Source organism: Pantoea sp. CS_6 (assembly GCF_041954745.1).
Lineage (GTDB): Bacteria > Pseudomonadota > Gammaproteobacteria > Enterobacterales > Enterobacteriaceae > Pantoea > Pantoea stewartii.
On the sequence record NZ_JAVAYG010000010.1, the window covers coordinates 68,138 to 88,472 of the forward strand.

Below are 20,335 nucleotides of genomic sequence, written 5' to 3' on the forward strand. Positions count from 1 at the left end.
CGTGCGGCACAACAGGTTACGGCCTGTTGTGCCGTTTTTTTTTGCCTGCGCGGCTGGGCGGTGGTGGGAAAGCGGCTGATGAAACGCTGAGAGGGTTTCGCTCGCCAGACGGCCTGGAGTTTCAGCCAGCCCGATGCGGGCGACCGACAAGGGGCCGCCAGCCGCCGCGGCCCCTTGACCCCGGGCTCCCGTCCTGCCCACCCGCCGCTTCGCGGTGCCTTCGCTCCTTCAGGATTTCTGCGGACCGCCAGGACGCGCCATCCGTGGCGCGGCCCGGCTCTCGCCGACGTCCTGTCGGCTCATCCGGAAATCCTTCATCCGCTCAGCGGGTGGGAAGGCCGCCCCAAACCCCCGCTTCACTATCTCTGTGTTAAAGCCACTTCCGGTGTCGCTGTAGGTAATCGCAAAACCTGCTCTTGTAGGTTCTGAATCACTCCCCGTTTATCAAGTCTTCTCTTTTTAAGCCTCACTGAACACATTCAAACAGACAATACCCGCTTTTTTTAAAAAACCAGGACTGGCAGGCGGGGGTTTTCTGCCGGCATCCGGCGCGCTGAGGAGAGAACGGAGGCCAGGGCGGCGCGGCAGGGATGCCGCGCAGAGGACGGCTGCGCCAGGGAGGGCGAATCCGGACGGTCCGTCAGGCCGGAGTGAGAGACGAAGGAACAGCGATTGCTGCCGGCCGCCGGGATTGTTAAGGGGCTGGCGCGAGCCCCTTAACCCGGCCGCCTGCACGGACAGGCTGAAACTCCCTGTCGCCTGGCGGGCGGAAAATTCCCGGTGCAGGACCGTAATATCCCCCCGCCCCGCGGGCAAACAGACAAAACCTCAGACAACACCACACCAAATCATTAACACGATCCCACAGGCAGGGGTTTCCTGCCGACATCCGGCGCGCTGAGGAGGGAACGGAGGCCAGGACGGAGCGGCAGGATGCCGCGCAGAGGACGGCTGCGCCAGGGACGGCGCATCCGGACGGTCCGTCAGGCCGGAGTGAGTGACGAAGGCACAGCGACGGCTGACGGCCGCCGGGATTGTTAAGGGGCTGGCGCAAGCCCCTTAACCCGGCCGCCTGCACGGACAGGCTGAAACTCCCTGTCGCCTGGCGGGCGGAAAATTCCCGGTGCAGGACCGTAATATCCCCCCGCCCCGCGGGCAAACAGACAAAACCTCAGACAACACCACACCAAATCATTAACACGATCCCACAGGCAGGGGTTTCCTGCCGGCATCCGGCGCGCTGAGGAGAGAACGGAGGACAGGGCGGAGCGGCAGGGATGCCGCGCAGAGGACGGCTGCGCCAGGGACGGCGCATCCGGACGGTCCGTCAGGCCGCAGTGAGTGACGAAGGAACAGCGACGGCTGACGGCCGCCGGGATTGTTAAGGGGCTGGCGCAAGCCCCTTAACCCGGCCGCCTGCACGGACTGGCTGAAACTGCCATCGCCTGGCGGGCGGAAAACTCCCGGTGTACGACCGTAATCTCCCCCGCCCCGCGGGCAAAATACTCCCGGCGCACAACCGTAAACCCTCACCCCACGAACAACGCCCCAATAAAAAAAGGGGCTGTCACCAGCCCCCTCAATCTCAACTTTACCGCCAGACTACAACCTCACCGGCGAAATATTCCAGATCTCATCCGCATACTCCTGAATCGTGCGGTCAGACGAGAAATAGCCCATGCCGGCGATATTCATGGCGGCGCGGCGCTGCCATTCGTCTGGCTGACGATACAGTTCATCGACCTTATCCTGCGTATCCACATAACTGCGGTAATCCGCCAGCAACTGGTAGTGATCGCCAAAGTTCACCAGCAAATCGAACAGGTTACGGTAGCGGCCCGGATCCTGCGGGCTAAAGACGCCCGAGGCGAGCTGGGTCAGCACCTGGTGCAGTTCGGCATCTTCTTCATAGTACTTACGCGGGTTGTAGCCTGCCTGACGCAAGGCTTCGACCTGCGGAGTGGTATTACCAAAAATAAAGAAGTTTTCTTTGCCCACATGCTCCAGCATTTCGACGTTGGCACCGTCCAGCGTGCCAATGGTCAGCGCACCGTTGAGGGCAAATTTCATGTTACTGGTGCCCGAGGCTTCGGTACCTGCCGTCGAGATTTGCTCAGAGAGATCGGCCGCCGGAATAATAATCTGCGCCAGACTCACGCTGTAGTTAGGGATAAAGACGACCTTCAGCTTATTTTTAACCTGAGGATCATTGTTAATCACCTTCGCCACATCGTTAATCAAATGGATAATGTGCTTGGCAACGTAGTACGCCGAAGCCGCTTTACCCGCAAAAATATTCACGCGCGGCACCCACTCGGCATCGGGATCGGCTTTGATGCGGTTGTAACGGGTAATCACGTGCAGGACGTTAAGTAACTGGCGCTTATACTCATGAATACGCTTGATCTGAACGTCGAACAACGCGTTAGGATCGATCACCACATCGAGGTTTTTCGCCACCCAGACGGCGAGCCGTTTTTTGTTTTCCAGCTTGGCATCCGCCACTTTCTCAATAAAGGCCGGGTAATCGATACAGGCTTTCAGCTCGCTGAGCTGGCTTAAATCTGTCCGCCAGTTACGACCAATCTGCTCATCCAGTAATTCAGACAGAGGTGGGTTTGCCAGCGCCAGCCAGCGGCGCGGCGTAACGCCATTGGTTTTGTTGCAGAAACGGCCGGGGAACAGGCGGGAGAAATCGGCAAACAGGGACTGAACCATCAGGTTCGAGTGCAGCTCTGAAACGCCATTGACCTTGTGACTGACGACCACGGCCAGCCAGGCCATGCGCACCCGGCGCCCGTCGTTCTCATCAATGATAGAAATGCGCGACAGCAGATCCCAGTCGTCAGGATAATATTCCTGAATCGTTTTAAGGAAAAAGTCGTTGATTTCAAAAATGATGCTGAGGTGGCGCGGCAGGATCTTGCCAATCATATCTACCGGCCAGGTTTCCAGCGCTTCGCTCATCAAGGTGTGGTTGGTATACGAAAACACCTGGCAGCACACATCGAACGCATCATCCCAGGTAAATTTATGCTCATCAATCAACAACCGCATCAGCTCGGGAATCGCCAGCACCGGATGGGTGTCATTGAGGTGAATGGCAATTTTGTCCGCCAGGTTGCCCCAGGTCCGGTGCATCGTCCAGTGACGATTCAGAATGTCCTGCACGGTAGCCGACACGAGGAAATATTCCTGGCGCAAACGCAGTTCCCGACCGGAATAGGTTGAGTCGTCGGGGTAAAGCACGCGGGACACGTTTTCTGAATGGTTCTTGTCTTCCACAGCCGCAAAATAGTCACCCTGATTGAATTTACCCAGGTTGATTTCGTTACTGGCCTGCGCGCCCCACAAACGTAACGTGTTAGTAGAATCCGTATCGTAGCCGGGGATGATTTGATCGTAGGCCATAGCCAGAATCTCTTCGGTTTCCAGCCAGCGAACCTTGGCCCCTTCGTGCTGAACACGGCCACCGAAGCGAACTTTATAACGGGTGTTGAAACGCTGGAACTCCCACGGGTTGCCGTATTCAAGCCAGTAATCCGGTGACTCTTTCTGCTCGCCATCCACAATATTCTGTTTGAACATGCCGTAATCGTAGCGAATGCCGTAGCCGCGGCCCGGCATACCGAGCGTTGCCAGCGAGTCCAGGAAGCAGGCCGCGAGGCGACCCAGGCCACCGTTACCCAGACCGGGATCGTTCTCTTCTTCCATCAACTCGGCCAGATCGAGGCCCATTTCGTCGAGCGCCAGATTGAGATCGTCGTAGATCCCCATCGCCAGCAGAGCATTACCCAACGTGCGCCCCATCAGAAATTCCATCGACAGGTAATAAACCTGCCGCACATCCTGAGAAAGTTGCGCGCGGTTAGAACGCAGCCAGCGCTCAACCATACGATCGCGCACGGCCAGCAGTGCGGCGTTCAGCCATTCGTGTTTATTCGCAATGGAAGGGTCTTTACCAATGGTGAACATCAGTTTGTATGCAATTGAGTGCTTTAAAGCATCAACCGTCAACGTAGGTGAAGCGTAAGTGAATGGTGTATTCATTTTCAGTTTCCCAATCCGTTACAACAAACGTTGATAAAGATCGCGGTAGGCTTGAGCGGCGACCTGCCAGCTAAAATCCATCCCCATCGCCTGACGCTGCACATAACGCCACAGTGAAGGGCGAGACCACAACACAAACGCGCGACGAATAGCCCTTAATAAAGACCAGGCATTACTGTCTTCAAAACTGAATCCACTGGCAATACCATCCGCAAGGTTTTCCAGCGAACTGTCGTTTACCGTATCGGCCAGGCCGCCCGTGCGACGCACTAATGGCAGGGTGCCATATTTCAGTCCGTAGAGCTGTGTCAGACCACAAGGCTCGAAGCGGCTTGGCACCATGATGACATCCGCGCCGCCAACAATGCGATGCGAAAACGCTTCGTGGTAGCCAATCTGTACGCCAACACTGCCGGGATGTTCCGCCGCAGCGGCCAGAAAACCCTGTTGCAGTTCGGCATCACCTTGCCCTAACAGCACCAGTTGTCCGCCCTGAGCCAGCAAACCGGGCAGCGCTTCCAGTACCAGATCCAGCCCTTTCTGTCGGGTCAGGCGGCTGATCACGGCAAAGACGGGGGCTTTGTCGTCCACCTTCAGTCCCATCGCCACCTGCAGCTGACGCTTGTTTTCCGCTTTGGCTTCCAGCGTATCGCGGTTATAGCGTGAGCTCAGCAGCAGATCATGGGAGGGATCCCAGATTGCCGGATCGACACCATTTAACACACCGCTTAAACGCCCTTCGCGCATCCGTTGGGCCAGCAGGGTTTCCATGCCGTAACCGTATTCGGGCGTGGTGATTTCATGCGCATAGGTTGGGCTTACGGCCGTCACATGATCTGCGTAAAACAGGCCCGCTTTCAGATACGAGATCTGTCCAAAAAACTCCAGGCCGTACATATTAAAAAAGGATTGTGGCAGTTGAATCTGATCCAGATGATGCGCGGAAAACAGTCCCTGATAGGCCAGGTTATGCACGGTGAAAACGGATTTTGCAGGCCGTCCACGCGCTTCAAGATAGGCACAGGTCAGCCCTGCATGCCAGTCGTGTGCGTGGACGATATCGGGCCGCCAGTAGCTGTCCAGACCGCAGCCTAACTCACAGCCCATCCACCCCAGTAAAGCAAAGCGTAAATAGTTGTCGACGTAGGCAAACTGCGATTCATCATGATAAGGACTACCCGGACGATCATAGAGATCAGGGGCATCAATTAGGTAAATGCCTACCCCATCAAACTGCCCAAACAGTAAGCGAACGGGCCCGGCAAACGTCTGCAACTCCGCCACCAACTGCGTATCCGGTATTCCTTTACGTAATGCAGGAAACGCGGGAAGTAACACTCGCGTATCTGTTCCACCCGCAATTTGTGCCTGAGGTAATGCCCCGACTACATCAGCCAGCCCGCCCGTTTTCAACAGCGGGAAAAGTTCTGAACAGACATGTAAAACCTGCATCCTCGACCTCATTAAGTTACCAGGCACGATCCTCGTGCCGATGGGTTGTGTGCCGCTTGTCGTTTATTGTCCCGCACTACTGAGTTTGGCCAGCATGGCGCGGGTCACCAGTACAATGCCTTCTTCTGAACGGAAAAAGCGGCGGCTGTCTTCATCAGGGTTTTCACCAATCACCATCCCTTCTGGCAACACACAGGCGCGGTCAATGACGCAGCGGCGCAGACGACAGGATCGGCCAACCACCACATCAGGCAGCAGTACCGTTGAATCAATGTTGCAAAATGAGTTCACCCGCACGCGGGAAAACATAACCGAATTCACGACCACCGAGCCCGAAATAATGCAGCCGCCAGAGACCAGGGAATTCATTGTCATACCATGGCTACCGGAACGGTCCTGGACAAACTTCGCCGGGGGTAAGGGTTCCATATGGGTACGAATCGGCCAGCTGCTGTCGTACATATCCAGTTCCGGTGTGACCGAGGCCAAATCGAGGTTCGCACGCCAGTAAGCCTCCAGCGTACCGACATCCCGCCAGTAAGGCGGAGCCTCGTGATCGTTTTGCACACAAGAGATCGCAAATGAATGGGCGTAGCCCTCACCACTTTCTACGACCTTCGGCAAAATATCTTTGCCGAAATCGTGGCTTGAACCGGCCTGATGCAGATCGTCCTCCAGCAAACCATAGAGATACTCGGCGTCGAAAACGTAAATCCCCATGCTGGCGAGCGATTTTGTGTCATCGCCCGGCATGGTTGGCGGCTTCGGCGGCTTCTCCACGAAATCGATTACTTTATTGTTTTCGTCAACCGCCATCACACCAAACGCGGTCGCCTCTGCGACGGGCACCGGCAGACACGCGATCGTGCAGCGGGCATCGTTCAGCACGTGATCCAGCAGCATTCTGGAGTAATCCATTTTGTAGATGTGATCGCCTGCCAGGATAACCACATACTGCGCGTTGTAACGCCGGATAACGTCGAGGTTCTGGGTCACCGCATCCGCCGTGCCGCGATACCAGTGCTCAGTGGAAAACCGCTGCTGAGCCGGAAGCAGATCAACAAATTCATTCATCTCTTCGTTGAAGATAGACCAACCACGCTGAATATGTTGGGTTAACGTATGAGATTGATACTGCGTAATGACGCCGATACGGCGAATGCCGGAGTTAACACAGTTGGAGAGCGCAAAATCGATAATGCGGAATTTGCCGCCAAAATGAACGGCGGGCTTGGCGCGTTTGGCGGTCAGATCCACCAGGCGCGTCCCGCGTCCTCCAGCGAGTACAAGGGCGATGGTTTGTGTAGGGAGCTGGCGCGCCAGCATAAGATGTTCTGCTCTTTCTAATTTAACCATGTCTGACTCCTTATCATTGCTTTTGGAACACACACACAGCGTGTGCGGGACCATGCCAGACAGTTAATCGGATGGGGTTACATTCCCCGGTAAAAGGAGGAAGGACGTGCCATTCTCCGTCTGGTAAGGCGATATCACATTGCGTATCTGTCGCATTTATTGTTATTAACCAGCAACCAGAGAGCAGAATTTGCAACCTGCGCATGCCCTGCTTCCAGCCGCCTTCATCCACAGGTTTACCCTGGTCATCCAGCCACTCGACATTGCCGTCCTCGTTCTGCCACCAGCTATCCGCAGTGAGTGCCGGAATGCGCTTACGCAGGTGAATCAGCGATGCGGTAAAGTCGACAAGGCCTTTTTCTTCATCGTCCCACTTGAGCCAGGTCAGTGGGTTGTCCTGGCAGTAGGCATTATTGTTGCCGTGCTGGGTTTGACCACGCTCGTCCCCGGCCAGCAGCATCGGTGTGCCCTGAGCAAGCAACAACGTCGTCAGCAGCGCTTCCGTGCTGCGCCTGCGGCGCTGGGCCACATCCGCACTGACCACCAATCCTTCTGTACCATGGTTATGGCTGTAATTGTTACCGTGTCCGTCACGGTTTTGTTCGCCGTTGGCTTCATTATGTTTTTGACTGAAGCTCACCAGATCGCGCAGCGTGAAACCATCATGCGCGGTGATCATATTCAGGCTGGCATGGGGCTTGCGGCCATTGTGCTGAAAAAGGTCGCTTGAGGCGGCAAACCGGCGGACAAAATCCCCCATCGTCACATCCCCATGCAGCCACGTCCGGCGGGCCGTATCACGAAACTGATCGTTCCATTCAGCAAACTGTGCGGGGAAATTCCCTACCTGATAACCATTGGGGCCAATATCCCAGGGCTCGGCAATCAGTTTGACCGTTGACAGGATCGGGCAGGCGCGCATGGCCTCGAACAGCGCGGCGTCGCGATGGTAGTCAGGCTCACGCCCCAGAACCGGTGCCAGATCAAAGCGAAAGCCATCCACGTGGCAGACGCGCACCCAGTAGCGCAACGCCTCCAGTATCCAGTTCATGACCTGAGGATGGCTCAGATTGAGTGTGTTACCGCAGCCAGTCCAGTTGTGATAACCGCCCCGGTCGTCGAGCCAGTAATAGCTGGCATTGTCGATGCCGCGAAAGGATATTGTCGGCCCGGTCTCATCCAGTTCTGCCGTATGGTTAAACACCACGTCCAGGAGCACTTCAATGCCCGCAGCATGCAGGCGCTTCACCGTCTGCTGAAACTCCTGCAGCGGAGACAGCCCATCCTGGCCGGAAGCATAACGAGGATCGATCGCCCAGAGGGCAAAAGGGTTATAGCCCCAGTAGTTGGTTAAGCCCAGACGCAACAGGCGCGGCTCGCTGGCAAAGTGGGCCACAGGCAGTAACTCGATAGCCGTAATGCCCAGTTGGAGCAGGTAATCGATCATCACAGGATGCGCCAGTGCGGCATAAGTGCCACGCAGTGCCTCAGGAATACCGGGATGCAGCTGGGTCAAACCGCGAACATGGGCTTCATAAATCACGCTGCTGCCCCATGGCGTGCGCGGAGCCTGATCTCCCTGCCAGTCGAAATCCTCCATCACCACGACAGATTTGGGTGCCAGCGCCGCGTTATCGCGTGTGTCGGGTTCCGTGTAGCCACAGTGGAAACGCGGATCGTCGGGGATGTCGCCCAGCACCGCTTTGGCACAGGGATCGACCAGCAGCCTGGCGGGATTGAAAACATGCCCCGCCTCCGGTGCCCAGGGGCCATAAACCCGGTAACCATAGCGCTGTCCGGGCTGGACGCCCGGGAGATAACCGTGCCAGATATCGCCGCTACGCGCAGGGAGTTCAACGCGCTGCTCAAGCCCGTTCTCGTCGAACAGGCAGAGTTCAACGCGCTCAGCATGATGGGAAAACAGCGTAAAGTTTACGCCCTTCCCGTCATAGCTGGCACCCAGCGGGTGGGGATGTCCGGCACGCACGATCATTCTCCCTCCCGCACCAACCATACCGTCGCCAGCGGCGGTAAGTTCAGGCTCAGTGACTGGGGACGACCGTGGCTTTCCTGCTGATCGGTATGGACACGATGATTACGTACGTCGCTGCCGTGATAGTCATGCTGATCGGTATTGATGACTTCGCGCCAGCTGCCCGCCTGATTGACGCCAAAGCGATAGCCCGGCCGCGGTACAGGCGTAAAGTTGCTGACGACAATGATTTCATTGCCTTCACGATCGCGACGCACAAAGGCAAAAACTGAATGTTCGGCGTCATCCACCACCAGCCACTCGAATCCGGCCGGATCGAAATCAAGCTGATGAAGCGGGGTGTAATATTGGTAGGTATGGTTCAAATCGCGCACCAGACGCTGCACACCGTGGTGCCAGTTGTCTTCCCCTTCCAGCAAATGCCAGTCCAGGCTGACATCATGGTTCCACTCTTTGCCCTGTGCGAATTCGTTGCCCATAAACAGCAGTTTTTTACCCGGGAACGCCCACATCCAGCCGTAGTAGGCGCGGAGGTTGGCAAATTTTTGCCAGGCGTCGCCGGGCATGCGATCCAGGATAGAGCGTTTACCGTGCACCACCTCGTCGTGGGACAACGGCAGGACAAAGTTTTCGCTGTAGTTGTACATGATGCCGAAGCTCATCAGGTTGTGATGGTAACGGCGATGAACGGGATCGAGCTTCATGTAGTCGAGCGTGTCATGCATCCAGCCCAGATTCCATTTGTACCAGAATCCCAGGCCGCCGCTTTCAGGAGGACGTGAAACGCCGGGATAATCGGTAGACTCTTCGGCCATCGTCACCGTACCGGGCGCAACATGCCCCAGCGTGCGGTTGGTGTAGCGCAGGAAGTTAATCGCTTCGAGATTTTCCCGACCGCCATATTGATTGGGGATCCATTCGCCCTCGGCGCGGCTGTAATCGCGATAGATCATTGAAGCAACGGCATCCACGCGCAGACCATCAATACCAAAACGTTCCAGCCAGTAAAGCGCATTGCCTGACAGGTAGTTACTGACTTCGCGGCGACCAAAGTTGTAAATCAGTGTGTTCCAGTCCTGATGGTAGCCTTCACGCGGATCGCTGTGTTCGTACAGTTCTGTGCCATCGTATTTCGCCAGGCCAAAGTCATCGCTGGGGAAATGGCCTGGCACCCAGTCCAGCAGAACGTTGAGTCCCGCTGCATGGGCCGTCTCGATAAAGTGACGGAAATCATCCCGGGTGCCAAAACGGCGCGTGGGCGCATACATGCCCAGCGGCTGATAGCCCCAACTGCCGTCAAAAGGATGCTCATTGATGGGCAGCAATTCGATATGGGTAAACCCCATCTCTTTCACGTAAGGCACCAGCTGCTCAGCCAGCTCTTTGTAGCTGAGCCAGAAGTTGTTGTCGGTATGGCGGCGCCACGATCCCAGGTGAACTTCGTAAATAGAAACAGGCTTGTCGAAGCCATTGGCCGCTTTACGGGCCTCTGACATCTCGACTTTTTCTGGCAGGCCACAAATCATCGAGGCCGTTTGTGGCCGCATTTGCGCCTCAAAGGCATAGGGATCGGCTTTGATTCGCAACTGACCCTGCGCATCGATGATTTCAAATTTATAGAGCTGCCCGTTAATGGCCCCAGGAACAAACAGCTCCCAGACCCCCATTTCCTGGCGCAAACGCATCGGATGGCGACGGCCATCCCAAAAGTTGAAATCACCGACAACGGAGACACGACGCGCATTAGGAGCCCAGACGCAGAAACGCGTGCCGATGACGCCATCAATCACATCACCGTGCGCGCCCAGGGTTTCATAAGGCCGAAGGTGAGTTCCTTCCGCCAGCAGCCACAAATCCATCTCCTGCAACAGAGGACCAAAGCGGTAAGCATCATCGATGAGGTTTTGCTGACCATGCCAGTTCACAGCCAGTTGATAGCGAAAGGGATTTTTACGACGAGGAATAACGCCGCTGAAAAACCCGCGCGCGTCATCGCATTTCAGTTGAGCAAGCTTACGTCCTGTGGAGGTTTCGATAACCCAGACTTCAAGGGCCTCGGGGAGCAACGCCCGCACTTCAAGACCGTTTTCCGTTTTATGCATCCCCAGCAACGAAAAGGGGTCGGAATAGTTACCCGCAAAAAGGGCATTGATCGCCTGGCGATCGGGTAGCTCTGACATGACTTTCTTCCTGTGATAGTTGGCAGGCTAAAAGACCACGATGCACGCGCTATCGCATATCTCTTGCGCTGCTCTTCATTGAGCCATGAGTACAGCGGCGTGGGCGCCAGCAAAAAACGCTTGTCACCACGCGCCTCCTTAAATCACAACCAGTAAGCATTAAGCCTGTCTGCTTGATGCCAATCCCGCAGTATCACCAGACGACTATCCGGCACTCCGAGACATTAGATAATTTTGACTTTTCCCTACCGTCCGGTTCCTGATGCAATCCTGCGCCATTCGGACGATTTTCCTGTATACCGTCGACTTCAACCGCGGAGCCGGTATGTGAGCGCCCTTGCACAATGATGAAAAACAGTAAAATATATTAATACATAACGGATTTATGTCTCATAATCTTCACTCAAATGCAGTATCTTTTTTTGGCGCGATCATCATGCCTGCGTGCCGTATGGACGAAAGGCGGTCAACGGCCTGCCGGACTCGCCACCTGTCTTACGCGCCGGGAGCCGTGAGCCACGGCGACATTTCCCTGGCCGCTTTAACATGACATAAAACGGACAACTGCCGAGTGTGAGTTAACAGTGTGACAGGATTCCGCTCACACGCCGGAACCACGCGCCTTTTGAAAAAAAACGCGGCCAGCTTGCACCGAAAAAAGTCTGTCTTTACCAGCCACAACAACCAGTTAGTGAATACATTAAAACAGCCCGTCTGTTACACGCCCTTGTTAAATCATAGCTTGGCGGCGAGCGTTGACAGAGCAGATCAGCAAAAATTTATTTCTGGACAGGCAAAAAGGGGAAGCGGATCACTTAGTGATCGTAACGGTAGAACAGTTTGCAGGGATTTGTAGAAAAAAGACCGGAAAAACCCGGTCTTTTTCGTCTTTCAGATTTAGTCGATCAACAGACGTAACATGCGGCGCAACGGCTCAGCCGCACCCCACAGTAGCTGATCGCCCACGGTAAAGGCCGAGAGGTATTCTGGCCCCATATTCAGTTTGCGCAGACGGCCGACCGGCGTGTTCAGCGTACCCGTTACCGCCGCAGGCGTCAGTTCACGCATAGTGATTTCACGATCGTTAGGCACGACTTTTACCCATTCATTATGGGACGCCAGCAGTTGCTCAATCTCGGCCAGCGGCAGATCCTTTTTAAGTTTCAGCGTGAAGGCCTGACTGTGACAGCGCAGCGCACCGACACGGACGCAAAGTCCATCGACAGGAATGACGCGCGGGGTCGCCAGAATCTTGTTAGTCTCAGCCTGTCCTTTCCACTCTTCGCGGCTTTGGCCATTATCAAGCTGCTTGTCGATCCACGGAATCAGGCTGCCCGCTAACGGCACGCCGAAATTATCCGTCGGCAACGTGCCAGAGCGCGTGAAATCCGTCACGCTACGTTCGATATCCAGAATGGCAGAGGCAGGATTTTGCAACGAGGTCGCCACGTGATCGTGCAGCATGCCCATCTGTGTGAGCAGCTCGCGCATGTGACGGGCACCGCCCCCGGACGCAGCCTGATACGTAGCCACGGAAACCCATTCAACCAAATCATGTGCGAACAGGCCGCCCAGTGACATCAACATCAGACTCACCGTACAGTTGCCGCCAACAAAAGTTTTGATGCCGCTGTCGATGCCCTGACGAATAACCTGATGGTTAACCGGATCCAGGATAATAATGGCATCGTCTTTCATGCGCAGCGTGGACGCCGCATCAATCCAGTAGCCATTCCAGCCACTGGCACGCAATTTCGGATACACCTCAGAGGTATAGTCGCCGCCCTGGCAAGTAATGATGATATCCAGCGCCTTCAACGCGTCAATATCAAAGGCGTCCTGCAATGTTCCCTGCTGTTTGCCCGCAAACGTCGGGGCCGCTTCACCATGTTGTGAAGTGGAGAAAAAGACCGGATTGATTACATCAAAATCACGTTCTTCACTCATGCGGGACATCAGCACTGAACCCACCATACCGCGCCAACCCACTAAACCTACATTCTTCATGTCATATCCGTTTCAGGGTGATAAACACCTGACTTTCTCATCGAAGGGAAAAGTGTCGTGGTACTTTCACGCCACTCTGCGTAATAATCAACGTTGCCTGTGATGATTAACTCTACAAAATGCAGATTTTCTGGCAAGTGAATTAATGTAATCGGGCCAACTTTTTCAGCAGCCCTGCTAATAACCCGGCTTTATCTATAACGAGAAGATGTTAAACGAATGACTGAAATGATCTCAGCAACAATATTATTGTTGTTAATAATGGATCCGTTGGGCAATTTGCCGATTTTTATGTCGGTTTTAAAGCATCTGGAACCCAAACGTCGGCGCGTCGTGCTTATTCGCGAAATGCTGATTGCCCTTATCATCATGTTGTTGTTTTTATTCACGGGCGAACGCATTCTGGCCTTCCTTAATCTGCGTACCGAAACCGTCTCCATTTCCGGTGGCGTTATCCTGTTTTTAATCGCTATTAAGATGATTTTCCCCTCGCCGGAAAGCAGCAGTACCGGGTTACCGGCGGGCGAAGAACCCTTTCTGGTGCCGCTGGCCATCCCACTGGTGGCGGGGCCTTCACTGCTGGCGACACTGATGCTGTTATCCCACCAGTATCCGAACCAGATGTCGCATCTGGTTGGAGCCTTACTCATCGCCTGGGGCGTAACGGTGATGATCCTGCTATTATCGGGCCTGTTTCTGCGTCTGCTGGGGGACAAAGGCGTTAACGCACTGGAGCGCCTGATGGGATTGATCCTGATTATGCTGGCGACGCAGATGTTTTTAGACGGGATTCGTGTGTATCTGAAGCTATAGCTGTCGGCGTTAACCCGGGCAGCGTTGCCCGGGTTAAATCGCTCAGGTGAGCAGGGTAAAGGCGATCATCCCGACCACCGCGCCCACGGTACCTAAAATGGTTTCCATCAGCGTCCATGTCTTGAGCGTTTCACCTTCGGTCGCGCCGGTGAAGCGGCCAAACAACCAGAAGCCCGCATCATTAACATGGCTGATAATAATGGAACCGCCGCCGATACAGATGGACAAGGCTGCCAGTTGTGCGCCGGAGTAATGCAACGGTTCTATCACCGGCATGATCAAGCCCACCGTCGTCAGGCAGGCCACCGTCGCCGACCCCTGAATCACCCGGACCGCACCGGACAGAATAAAACAGGCCAGAGCAACCGGCAGCCCGGCACCGGTTAAGGCATTGCCCAGTACCGGCCCTACGCCAGAATCAACCAGCACCTGTTTAAAGACGCCGCCCGCTCCTATTACCAGCAAAATAATCCCTGCAGGCTGCAGCGCACTGCCACAAATCTGCATCACTTTTTCTTTATCCATGCCCTGACGGTACGCCAGGCCATAGATAGCGACCAGACAGGCCAGCAGAATCGCGATGAAGGGATGCCCGATGAATTCCAACCACTCGTAAAGTGTAGAGCCCTCAGCGGTGAAGCGTGCACCAATGGTTTTCAGCCCGACCAGCACAAGTGGAAACAGGATAAGCGCCAGGCTAAAGCCAAAAGAGGGCAACTTGCCGGCATCAACGTCGGGCTGATGATCTTCCGGTGGTGCGCTGAACGTTACGCGCTTCGCGATAAAATTGCCAAACAACGGCCCGGCAATCAGCATGCCCGGCAGAGCGGCACACAGCCCAAGCAAAATCATCCAGCCGAAATCCGCATGCATTTGCGAAGCTAACAGCATGGGCGCAGGGCCCGGCAGCAAAAAGGCCGCCGCCGCCGCCACACCGGCAAACAAGGGAATAACCAGCCTGACCAGGTTATCCCCTGTCCGCCTGGCGACAGCGAATGCGATGCTAATCAGCAGCACTACGGCCACCTCAAAGAACAGCGGCAACGCGCAGATTAAGCCGGCAATCCCCATGGCAAAATGCGCCCGGCTCTCACCAAAGGTTTTCAGCATGCGAATCGCAATCTGATCCACCGCGCCAGTTTCATGCAGGATCTTGCCAAACATGGCACCCAGCGCCACGACGATGGCTAAGAAACCGAGCGTGCCGCCCATGCCTTTCTGCATCGTTTCCGCGATTTTATCCAGCGGCATGCCCGACAACAGACCCGCGCCCACAGAAACCAACATCAGGGCAAGAAAAGCATGCATCCGGGCTTTCATCACCAGAAAAAGCAGCAGCAGGACAGAGCCTGCTGCAGTCAAAATAAGTGTTGCGGTATTCATGGTCTAGCCTTGATTGATTGCATCCTTAATGGTTGCAACCGTTGCCGCTACAACCTCGTCCAGGGAGTGCGTGATATCGACAGCCAGCACATCCGTTTCATCCGCACCCGGCTCTTCCAGCGTCGCAAATTGTGTTACCAGCATTTGCGGCTTAAAGAAGTGCCCTTTGCGCGCTTTCAGACGCGATTCGATGGTGTCGAAATCCCCTTCCAGGTAGACAAAACGCAGGTTGTCGTTGCCCTGTCGAAGCATATCGCGGTAATGCTTTTTCAACGCTGAGCAGACGATGATGGAGATCGCCTGCGTACGTTGCATGGCGAACGCCGCGTCATTCAATGCCTGTAACCATGGCAAACGGTCGTTATCGTCCAGCGGATGGCCTTCTGCCATCTTTAAGATATTGGCGCGGGGATGAAGAAAATCGCCATCGAGAAAAGCGGTGTTCAACTGGTGGGAGACCCGGTTTGCCACAACGGATTTGCCGCTGCCTGAAACACCCATCAAAATAAAAACGTGATGTGGCGTGGATTGCGTCGTCATTTTCTACTCCGGCAAGTCAATGTGCCATGTTACCGATAACAATGATGCTTATCATTCTCCTGGTGACATTACACTCTGGCAACCTTTTTACTGACTGAAGCCTTAAAGTGTGAGCTGACTCATAAATTTGCGCGAATCAGATACTGCCGCCTTCCACAATAGCAAATCCCATATCCAGCGGCTGGCTGACCCGGTTTTCGCCGGCAATGCGCGCCAGCAACAACGCGGCCGATTCACGACCTATTTGGTCACGCGGCGTCAGAACCGTCGCCAGCGCAGGCGTCACCACCTGACTGATATCATGACCGTGAAAACCGGCAATAGCCATTTGGGAAGGCACCTGAAGTCCCTGACGCTGGCACTCAAACATCGCGCCCACCGCCAAATCGTCGTTGGTACAGAACAGGCTGTCCGTCTGAGGATAGCGTCGCTGCGCTTCGCGGAGCAATTCGCCACCGGCACTGAAAGAGGAGGCTTCTTCCATCATGACACTGCGTGGCGTTAATCCGGCTTCGCGCATGGCACTTTCATAACCCCGCTGCTTTTGCAGCGTGCGTTCATCCAGGCGCGCCCCCAGATAAACGGTATGACGGTGTCCTTTTTTCAGAATCGCCAGCGTCATTTGCCGGGCGGCTTCGACGTTGTCAAAGCCTACCGCCATATCCAGACAGGGCGTAACGCTGTCCATCATTTCAATCACCGGAATACCGGCCACCTCCAGCATGCGTAACGTCCCTGCTGTATGTGTGCGTTCGGTCAGAATCACGCCATCAATGTTCCAGCCAAGCAGCGACCGCAGCTGGCGCTCCTCTTTTTCCGGGTTATAACCAAAGTGTGCCACCAGCGTCTGGTAACCGGCTTCATCCGTCACCGCTTCGATTCCCCGCAGAACATCGGCGAACACCTGATTGGTCAGCGAGGGCAGCAACACGCCGATGGCGCGGCTGGTCGCGTTGGACAGCATATCGGGGGCGCGATTGGGGATGTAACCCAACTCATCCAGCGCAACGGCGATCTTCTCCCCCAGCGCAGCCGACACCTGCTCAGGATTGCGCAGATAACGACTGACAGTCATTTTGGTGATACCGATACGATCGGCAACGTCCTGTAAAACCGGTCTTTTCTTCTTCATCGTAAGCGTCTGGATCTCGCTGAAAGCACATGACGACGAGTCTACCACTTTTTTACAGGCAGATTGCTAATGGGGCGAGACAGGCTCGCCCCCTTCAGGCTCAGACCGGCGGCAGGTCGAACAACAACACTTCGGCCGCGCTGTCGGCTTCAAGCGTCAGGCCAGTTTCGTCCCAAACGGCAAAGGCATCACTGTTTGACGCGGATTGCCCGTTCACCTTCACGTCGCCTTTGACAACCTGAATCCAGATACGGCGTCCCGCCTCAATGGTCACGCTGTCGCTTTCGCCTGCCGCAAATACCCAGCGCGATAGCGTCATGTCCTGCCAGACTTTGAGCGAACCGTCACGGGCATCCGGGGTGAGGATAAACTGGCGACCCTGCACATCCGGAAAGCGACGCTGATCGTAACGCGGCTCAATCCCCGTGCGCTCTGGAATGATCCAGATTTGGTAAAGATGCAGCGGTTCTGTTTTGCTGGCGTTGTATTCTGAATGACGTACGCCGGTACCTGCACTCATGATCTGGAACTCACCCGCGGGAATCTGTTCCTTGTTGCCCATGCTGTCCTGGTGTTCCACGGTACCCGACAGGACATAGGTCAAAATTTCCATGTCTTTATGCGGATGCGTACCAAATCCCTGGCCGGGATCGATCACATCTTCATTAATCACCCGCAGGGCTGAGAAGCCCATAAAATTTGCATCGTAATAGTTGGCAAACGAGAAGGTGTGCCAGCTGTCCAGCCAGCCATGATTAGCGTGGCCACGTTCTTCAGCTTTACGTAAATAGATCATGTTCAAATCTCCTCACTGTTTTTTATAGTTTGGTATCAGGTGAGAAAGATTGATAGCTGAAAAACTTCACCTCTCTGTTCAAAAATTATGAACCTCTGGCAAGGGGTTGTTGAACGGAACTGAAGGAAAGCAGGACGGGCGCGCAAAAAAAAGCCAGCACCCGGCTGGCTAAATAATACTGGAAGCAATGTGAGCAATGTCGTGCTTTCTGACGTCTCGACAACATCCAGAAAGCATGACAATAATAATCATTATCATTCTCGTCTGTAAAGCGCTTTTGTGTATTATTTCTGTTGACGCCTGACGTAAATCCCCTGATGTTTAAAGGGTTTACCACGTGCTCATAAGGATAACCGCCATGCCTTCAGTGATGATTCGCCATGCTGTCCCGGCTGATGCCCCCGCGTTAACTCGTCTTTACAGCCAGCCTGAAACCCAGGCCGCAACCCTGCACCTGCCCTATCCCTCGCCCTCACTATGGGAGCAAAAACTGGCCAGTCCACGCGCCAGTGTGCATATGTTGGTAGCCTGTATTGATGAGCAGGTGGTCGGGCAACTCACGCTTGAAGGCGTTACGACAGCACGGCGGCGACACTGCGCCAGCATAGGGATGGGCGTTGATCCGGCGTTTCATCGACGCGGGGTGGGCAAAGCTTTGATGGCGGCAATGGTCGATCTTTGCGACAACTGGCTTCAGGTGACGCGCATTGAACTGACGGTCTTTGCTGATAATCACAAAGCAATCGCGCTGTACCAGCAGTTCGGTTTCCGAATTGAAGGCACCGCGCAGGGCTATGCGATACGCGAGGGGAACATGACAGATGCGCATTTTATGGCGCGTATCAGAGCATAACGAAACGGGCAGCCAGAAGGCTGCCCACCGATATCAATAACCGGCACTCAGATCGCCCACCGTGCGGGGATCAGACGCTCCGTACAGCGTACCGTCAGGACCAATCATAATACTTTGTGTACTGCCCATGGCCGGTTGCACTTTAACGTGTTGCCCTTTCGCTTCGAGTAAGCGCAACGTATCCGGGCTGAAGCCCTTCTCAACCCGTAACTGATCGGGCAGCCACTGATGATGGAAACGCGGCGCATTGGTCGCCTCTGCCACGTTCATGCCGTAATCAATGCTGTTCACGACCATTTGTAATACCGTGGTGATAATGCGACTGCCGCCCGGGCTACCGGTAACCAGCCAGGTTTTTCCGTCCTTCGCAACGATAGTCGGTGACATTGAGGATAACGGACGTTTACCAGCCTGCACCGCGTTGGCTTCCCCGCCCACCAGCCCATATACATTCGGCGTGCCCGGTTTGGCCGAGAAATCATCCATCTGGTTGTTCATCAGAATGCCGCTGTTACCCGCTACGATGCCACTGCCGAAGTTAGTGTTTAAGGTGTAGGTGACCGCAACCGCATTGCCGCTTTTGTCCACCACAGAGAAGTGAGTGGTTTGATTACTTTCGTAAGGGGCCAGTTTACCGGGCTTAATATCACTGGATGGCCGTGCCTTCGCCAGATCGATTTGCTGTGCCAGCGATTTGGCATAGGCTTTGCTGGTCAGCGCCTGCCACGGGACTTTGACGAAGTCTGGATCGCCCAGATACTCTGAGCGATCCGCATAGGCATACTTCTCTGCTTCAGCCATGACCTGCATGGCGTCGGCGCTGCCAAAACCCATTTTTCCCAGATCGAAATTTTCCAGGATATTCAGGATCTGCACGATATGAATACCGCCCGATGAGGGTGGTGGCATCGAGAAGACCTCATAGCCCCGGTAAGTGCCGCTGATCGGCTTACGCTCCACCGCATGATAGGCCGCGAGATCGGCTTTCGTTATCAGACCGCCATGCTGCGCCATCTCGGCCGCAATCTGATCGGCAATCTTGCCTTTATAAAACGCATCCGGGCCTTGTTGTGCGATCAACTGCAGGCTGTGAGCCAGATTCTTTTGTACCAGACGTTCGCCTTTCAGCCAGGGCGTGCCATCCGGTTTGAAGAAAATAGCTTTACTGTTGGGATGGGCGAGCAGGACTTCCTTGCCATAGGTGTTAAGATCGTCCGCCAGCGCATCGTTCACGATAAACCCGTCGCGCGCCAGTTTGATGGCAGGAGCCAGCAGTTTATTCAGCGGCAGCGTACCGTATTTGTTCACCGCCAGCGCAAAGCCAGCCACGGTGCCAGGCGTGCCTGAAGCCAGCGGTGACGTTAGAGAAAGCTTACTGTCGGCGTTGCCTTGCTTGTCCAGGAACATATCGCGCGTGGCCGCGGCCGGTGCCATTTCACGAAAATCGATCGCCGCGGTCTGTCCTGATGCCGTTCGCAACAGCATAAATCCACCGCCGCCCAGGTTGCCCGCCTGCGGATGCGTCACTGCCAGCGCGAAGCCAACCGCCACAGCGGCATCGACCGCGTTACCGCCCTGACGCAGGATATCCACGCCCACATTGGTGGCCAGCGCATCGACTGACGCTACCATGCCGTTATGGGCTTTGACCGGATGAAACGTATCGCTGTCCACGCCATAGGAGACGGGCGGCGCCTGAACCGGTGCGGCATGTGCCCCCGTAACAACAGTAAAACTCATTAGTAGTGACCAGCTCAGCTGGCGTAACCTGGCTTGCATC

Annotated in this window: 13 protein-coding genes; 2 read left to right on the forward strand and 11 right to left on the reverse strand. The window is 55.2% G+C overall.

The annotated features are described in order from the left end of the window. Positions 1-1,602: 1,602 nt before the first annotated feature. The 6 genes from glgP to asd all read right to left on the reverse strand — a co-directional run bounded on the left by glgP (position 1,603) and on the right by asd (position 13,038). The gene (gene glgP / locus RAC90_RS15680) at positions 1,603-4,050 is read right to left on the reverse strand and encodes a glycogen phosphorylase (protein ID WP_033738164.1); all 2,448 of its coding nucleotides are present in this window, start codon (positions 4,048-4,050) and stop codon (positions 1,603-1,605) included. Positions 4,051-4,068: 18 nt separating this feature from the next. Then, on the reverse strand, positions 4,069-5,502 hold the full coding sequence (glgA, locus tag RAC90_RS15685; protein ID WP_033738165.1) for a glycogen synthase GlgA: 1,434 nt from the start codon (positions 5,500-5,502) through the stop codon (positions 4,069-4,071). Positions 5,503-5,565: 63 nt separating this feature from the next. Beyond that, positions 5,566-6,858, reverse strand: coding sequence for a glucose-1-phosphate adenylyltransferase (gene glgC, locus RAC90_RS15690; protein WP_033738167.1), 1,293 nt, complete (start codon positions 6,856-6,858; stop codon positions 5,566-5,568). Between the two features lie 13 nt (positions 6,859-6,871). Continuing rightward, the gene (gene glgX, locus RAC90_RS15695; protein ID WP_375124533.1) at positions 6,872-8,851 is read right to left on the reverse strand and encodes a glycogen debranching protein GlgX; all 1,980 of its coding nucleotides are present in this window, start codon (positions 8,849-8,851) and stop codon (positions 6,872-6,874) included. Continuing rightward, entirely contained in the window at positions 8,848-11,031 is a 2,184-nt protein-coding gene (gene glgB, locus RAC90_RS15700; RefSeq protein ID WP_033738170.1) for a 1,4-alpha-glucan branching enzyme, read from the reverse strand. The genes glgX and glgB overlap by 4 nt, the downstream gene beginning before the upstream one ends. Before the next feature lie 897 nt (positions 11,032-11,928). Then, complete coding sequence (gene asd, locus RAC90_RS15705; RefSeq protein ID WP_033738171.1) at positions 11,929-13,038, reverse strand: aspartate-semialdehyde dehydrogenase; 1,110 nt, start codon at positions 13,036-13,038, stop codon at positions 11,929-11,931. A gap of 219 nt (positions 13,039-13,257) precedes the next feature. On the opposite strand from asd, the gene RAC90_RS15710 reads away from it, so the two are divergent. Next, entirely contained in the window at positions 13,258-13,851 is a 594-nt protein-coding gene (locus RAC90_RS15710; protein ID WP_006121032.1) for a YhgN family NAAT transporter, read from the forward strand. A gap of 42 nt (positions 13,852-13,893) precedes the next feature. Here the strand turns inward: RAC90_RS15710 and gntU are convergent, their stop codons facing one another. The 4 genes from gntU to RAC90_RS15730 form a co-directional block, all read right to left on the reverse strand. Then, positions 13,894-15,234, reverse strand: coding sequence for a gluconate transporter (gene gntU, locus RAC90_RS15715; protein ID WP_039342707.1), 1,341 nt, complete (start codon positions 15,232-15,234; stop codon positions 13,894-13,896). A gap of 3 nt (positions 15,235-15,237) precedes the next feature. Further along, the gene (gntK, locus tag RAC90_RS15720; protein WP_375124534.1) at positions 15,238-15,774 is read right to left on the reverse strand and encodes a gluconokinase; all 537 of its coding nucleotides are present in this window, start codon (positions 15,772-15,774) and stop codon (positions 15,238-15,240) included. A gap of 136 nt (positions 15,775-15,910) precedes the next feature. Beyond that, positions 15,911-16,906 carry a gluconate operon transcriptional repressor GntR gene (gntR, locus tag RAC90_RS15725; protein ID WP_058708185.1) on the reverse strand — a complete coding sequence of 332 codons (996 nt, stop codon included), beginning with the start codon at positions 16,904-16,906 and terminating at the stop codon, positions 15,911-15,913. Between the two features lie 100 nt (positions 16,907-17,006). Continuing rightward, complete coding sequence (locus RAC90_RS15730; protein WP_006121035.1) at positions 17,007-17,702, reverse strand: pirin family protein; 696 nt, start codon at positions 17,700-17,702, stop codon at positions 17,007-17,009. A 358-nt stretch (positions 17,703-18,060) separates the two neighbouring features. Here RAC90_RS15730 and RAC90_RS15735 point away from each other — a divergent pair, with 358 nt between their 5' ends. Continuing rightward, on the forward strand, positions 18,061-18,555 hold the full coding sequence (locus tag RAC90_RS15735) for a GNAT family N-acetyltransferase (protein WP_262959578.1): 495 nt from the start codon (positions 18,061-18,063) through the stop codon (positions 18,553-18,555). 33 nt (positions 18,556-18,588) lie between these two features. On the opposite strand, the gene ggt is transcribed toward RAC90_RS15735, so the two are convergent. Further along, positions 18,589-20,334, reverse strand: coding sequence for a gamma-glutamyltransferase (ggt, locus tag RAC90_RS15740; RefSeq protein ID WP_375124555.1), 1,746 nt, complete (start codon positions 20,332-20,334; stop codon positions 18,589-18,591). Between the last annotated feature and the right edge of the window lies 1 nt (position 20,335).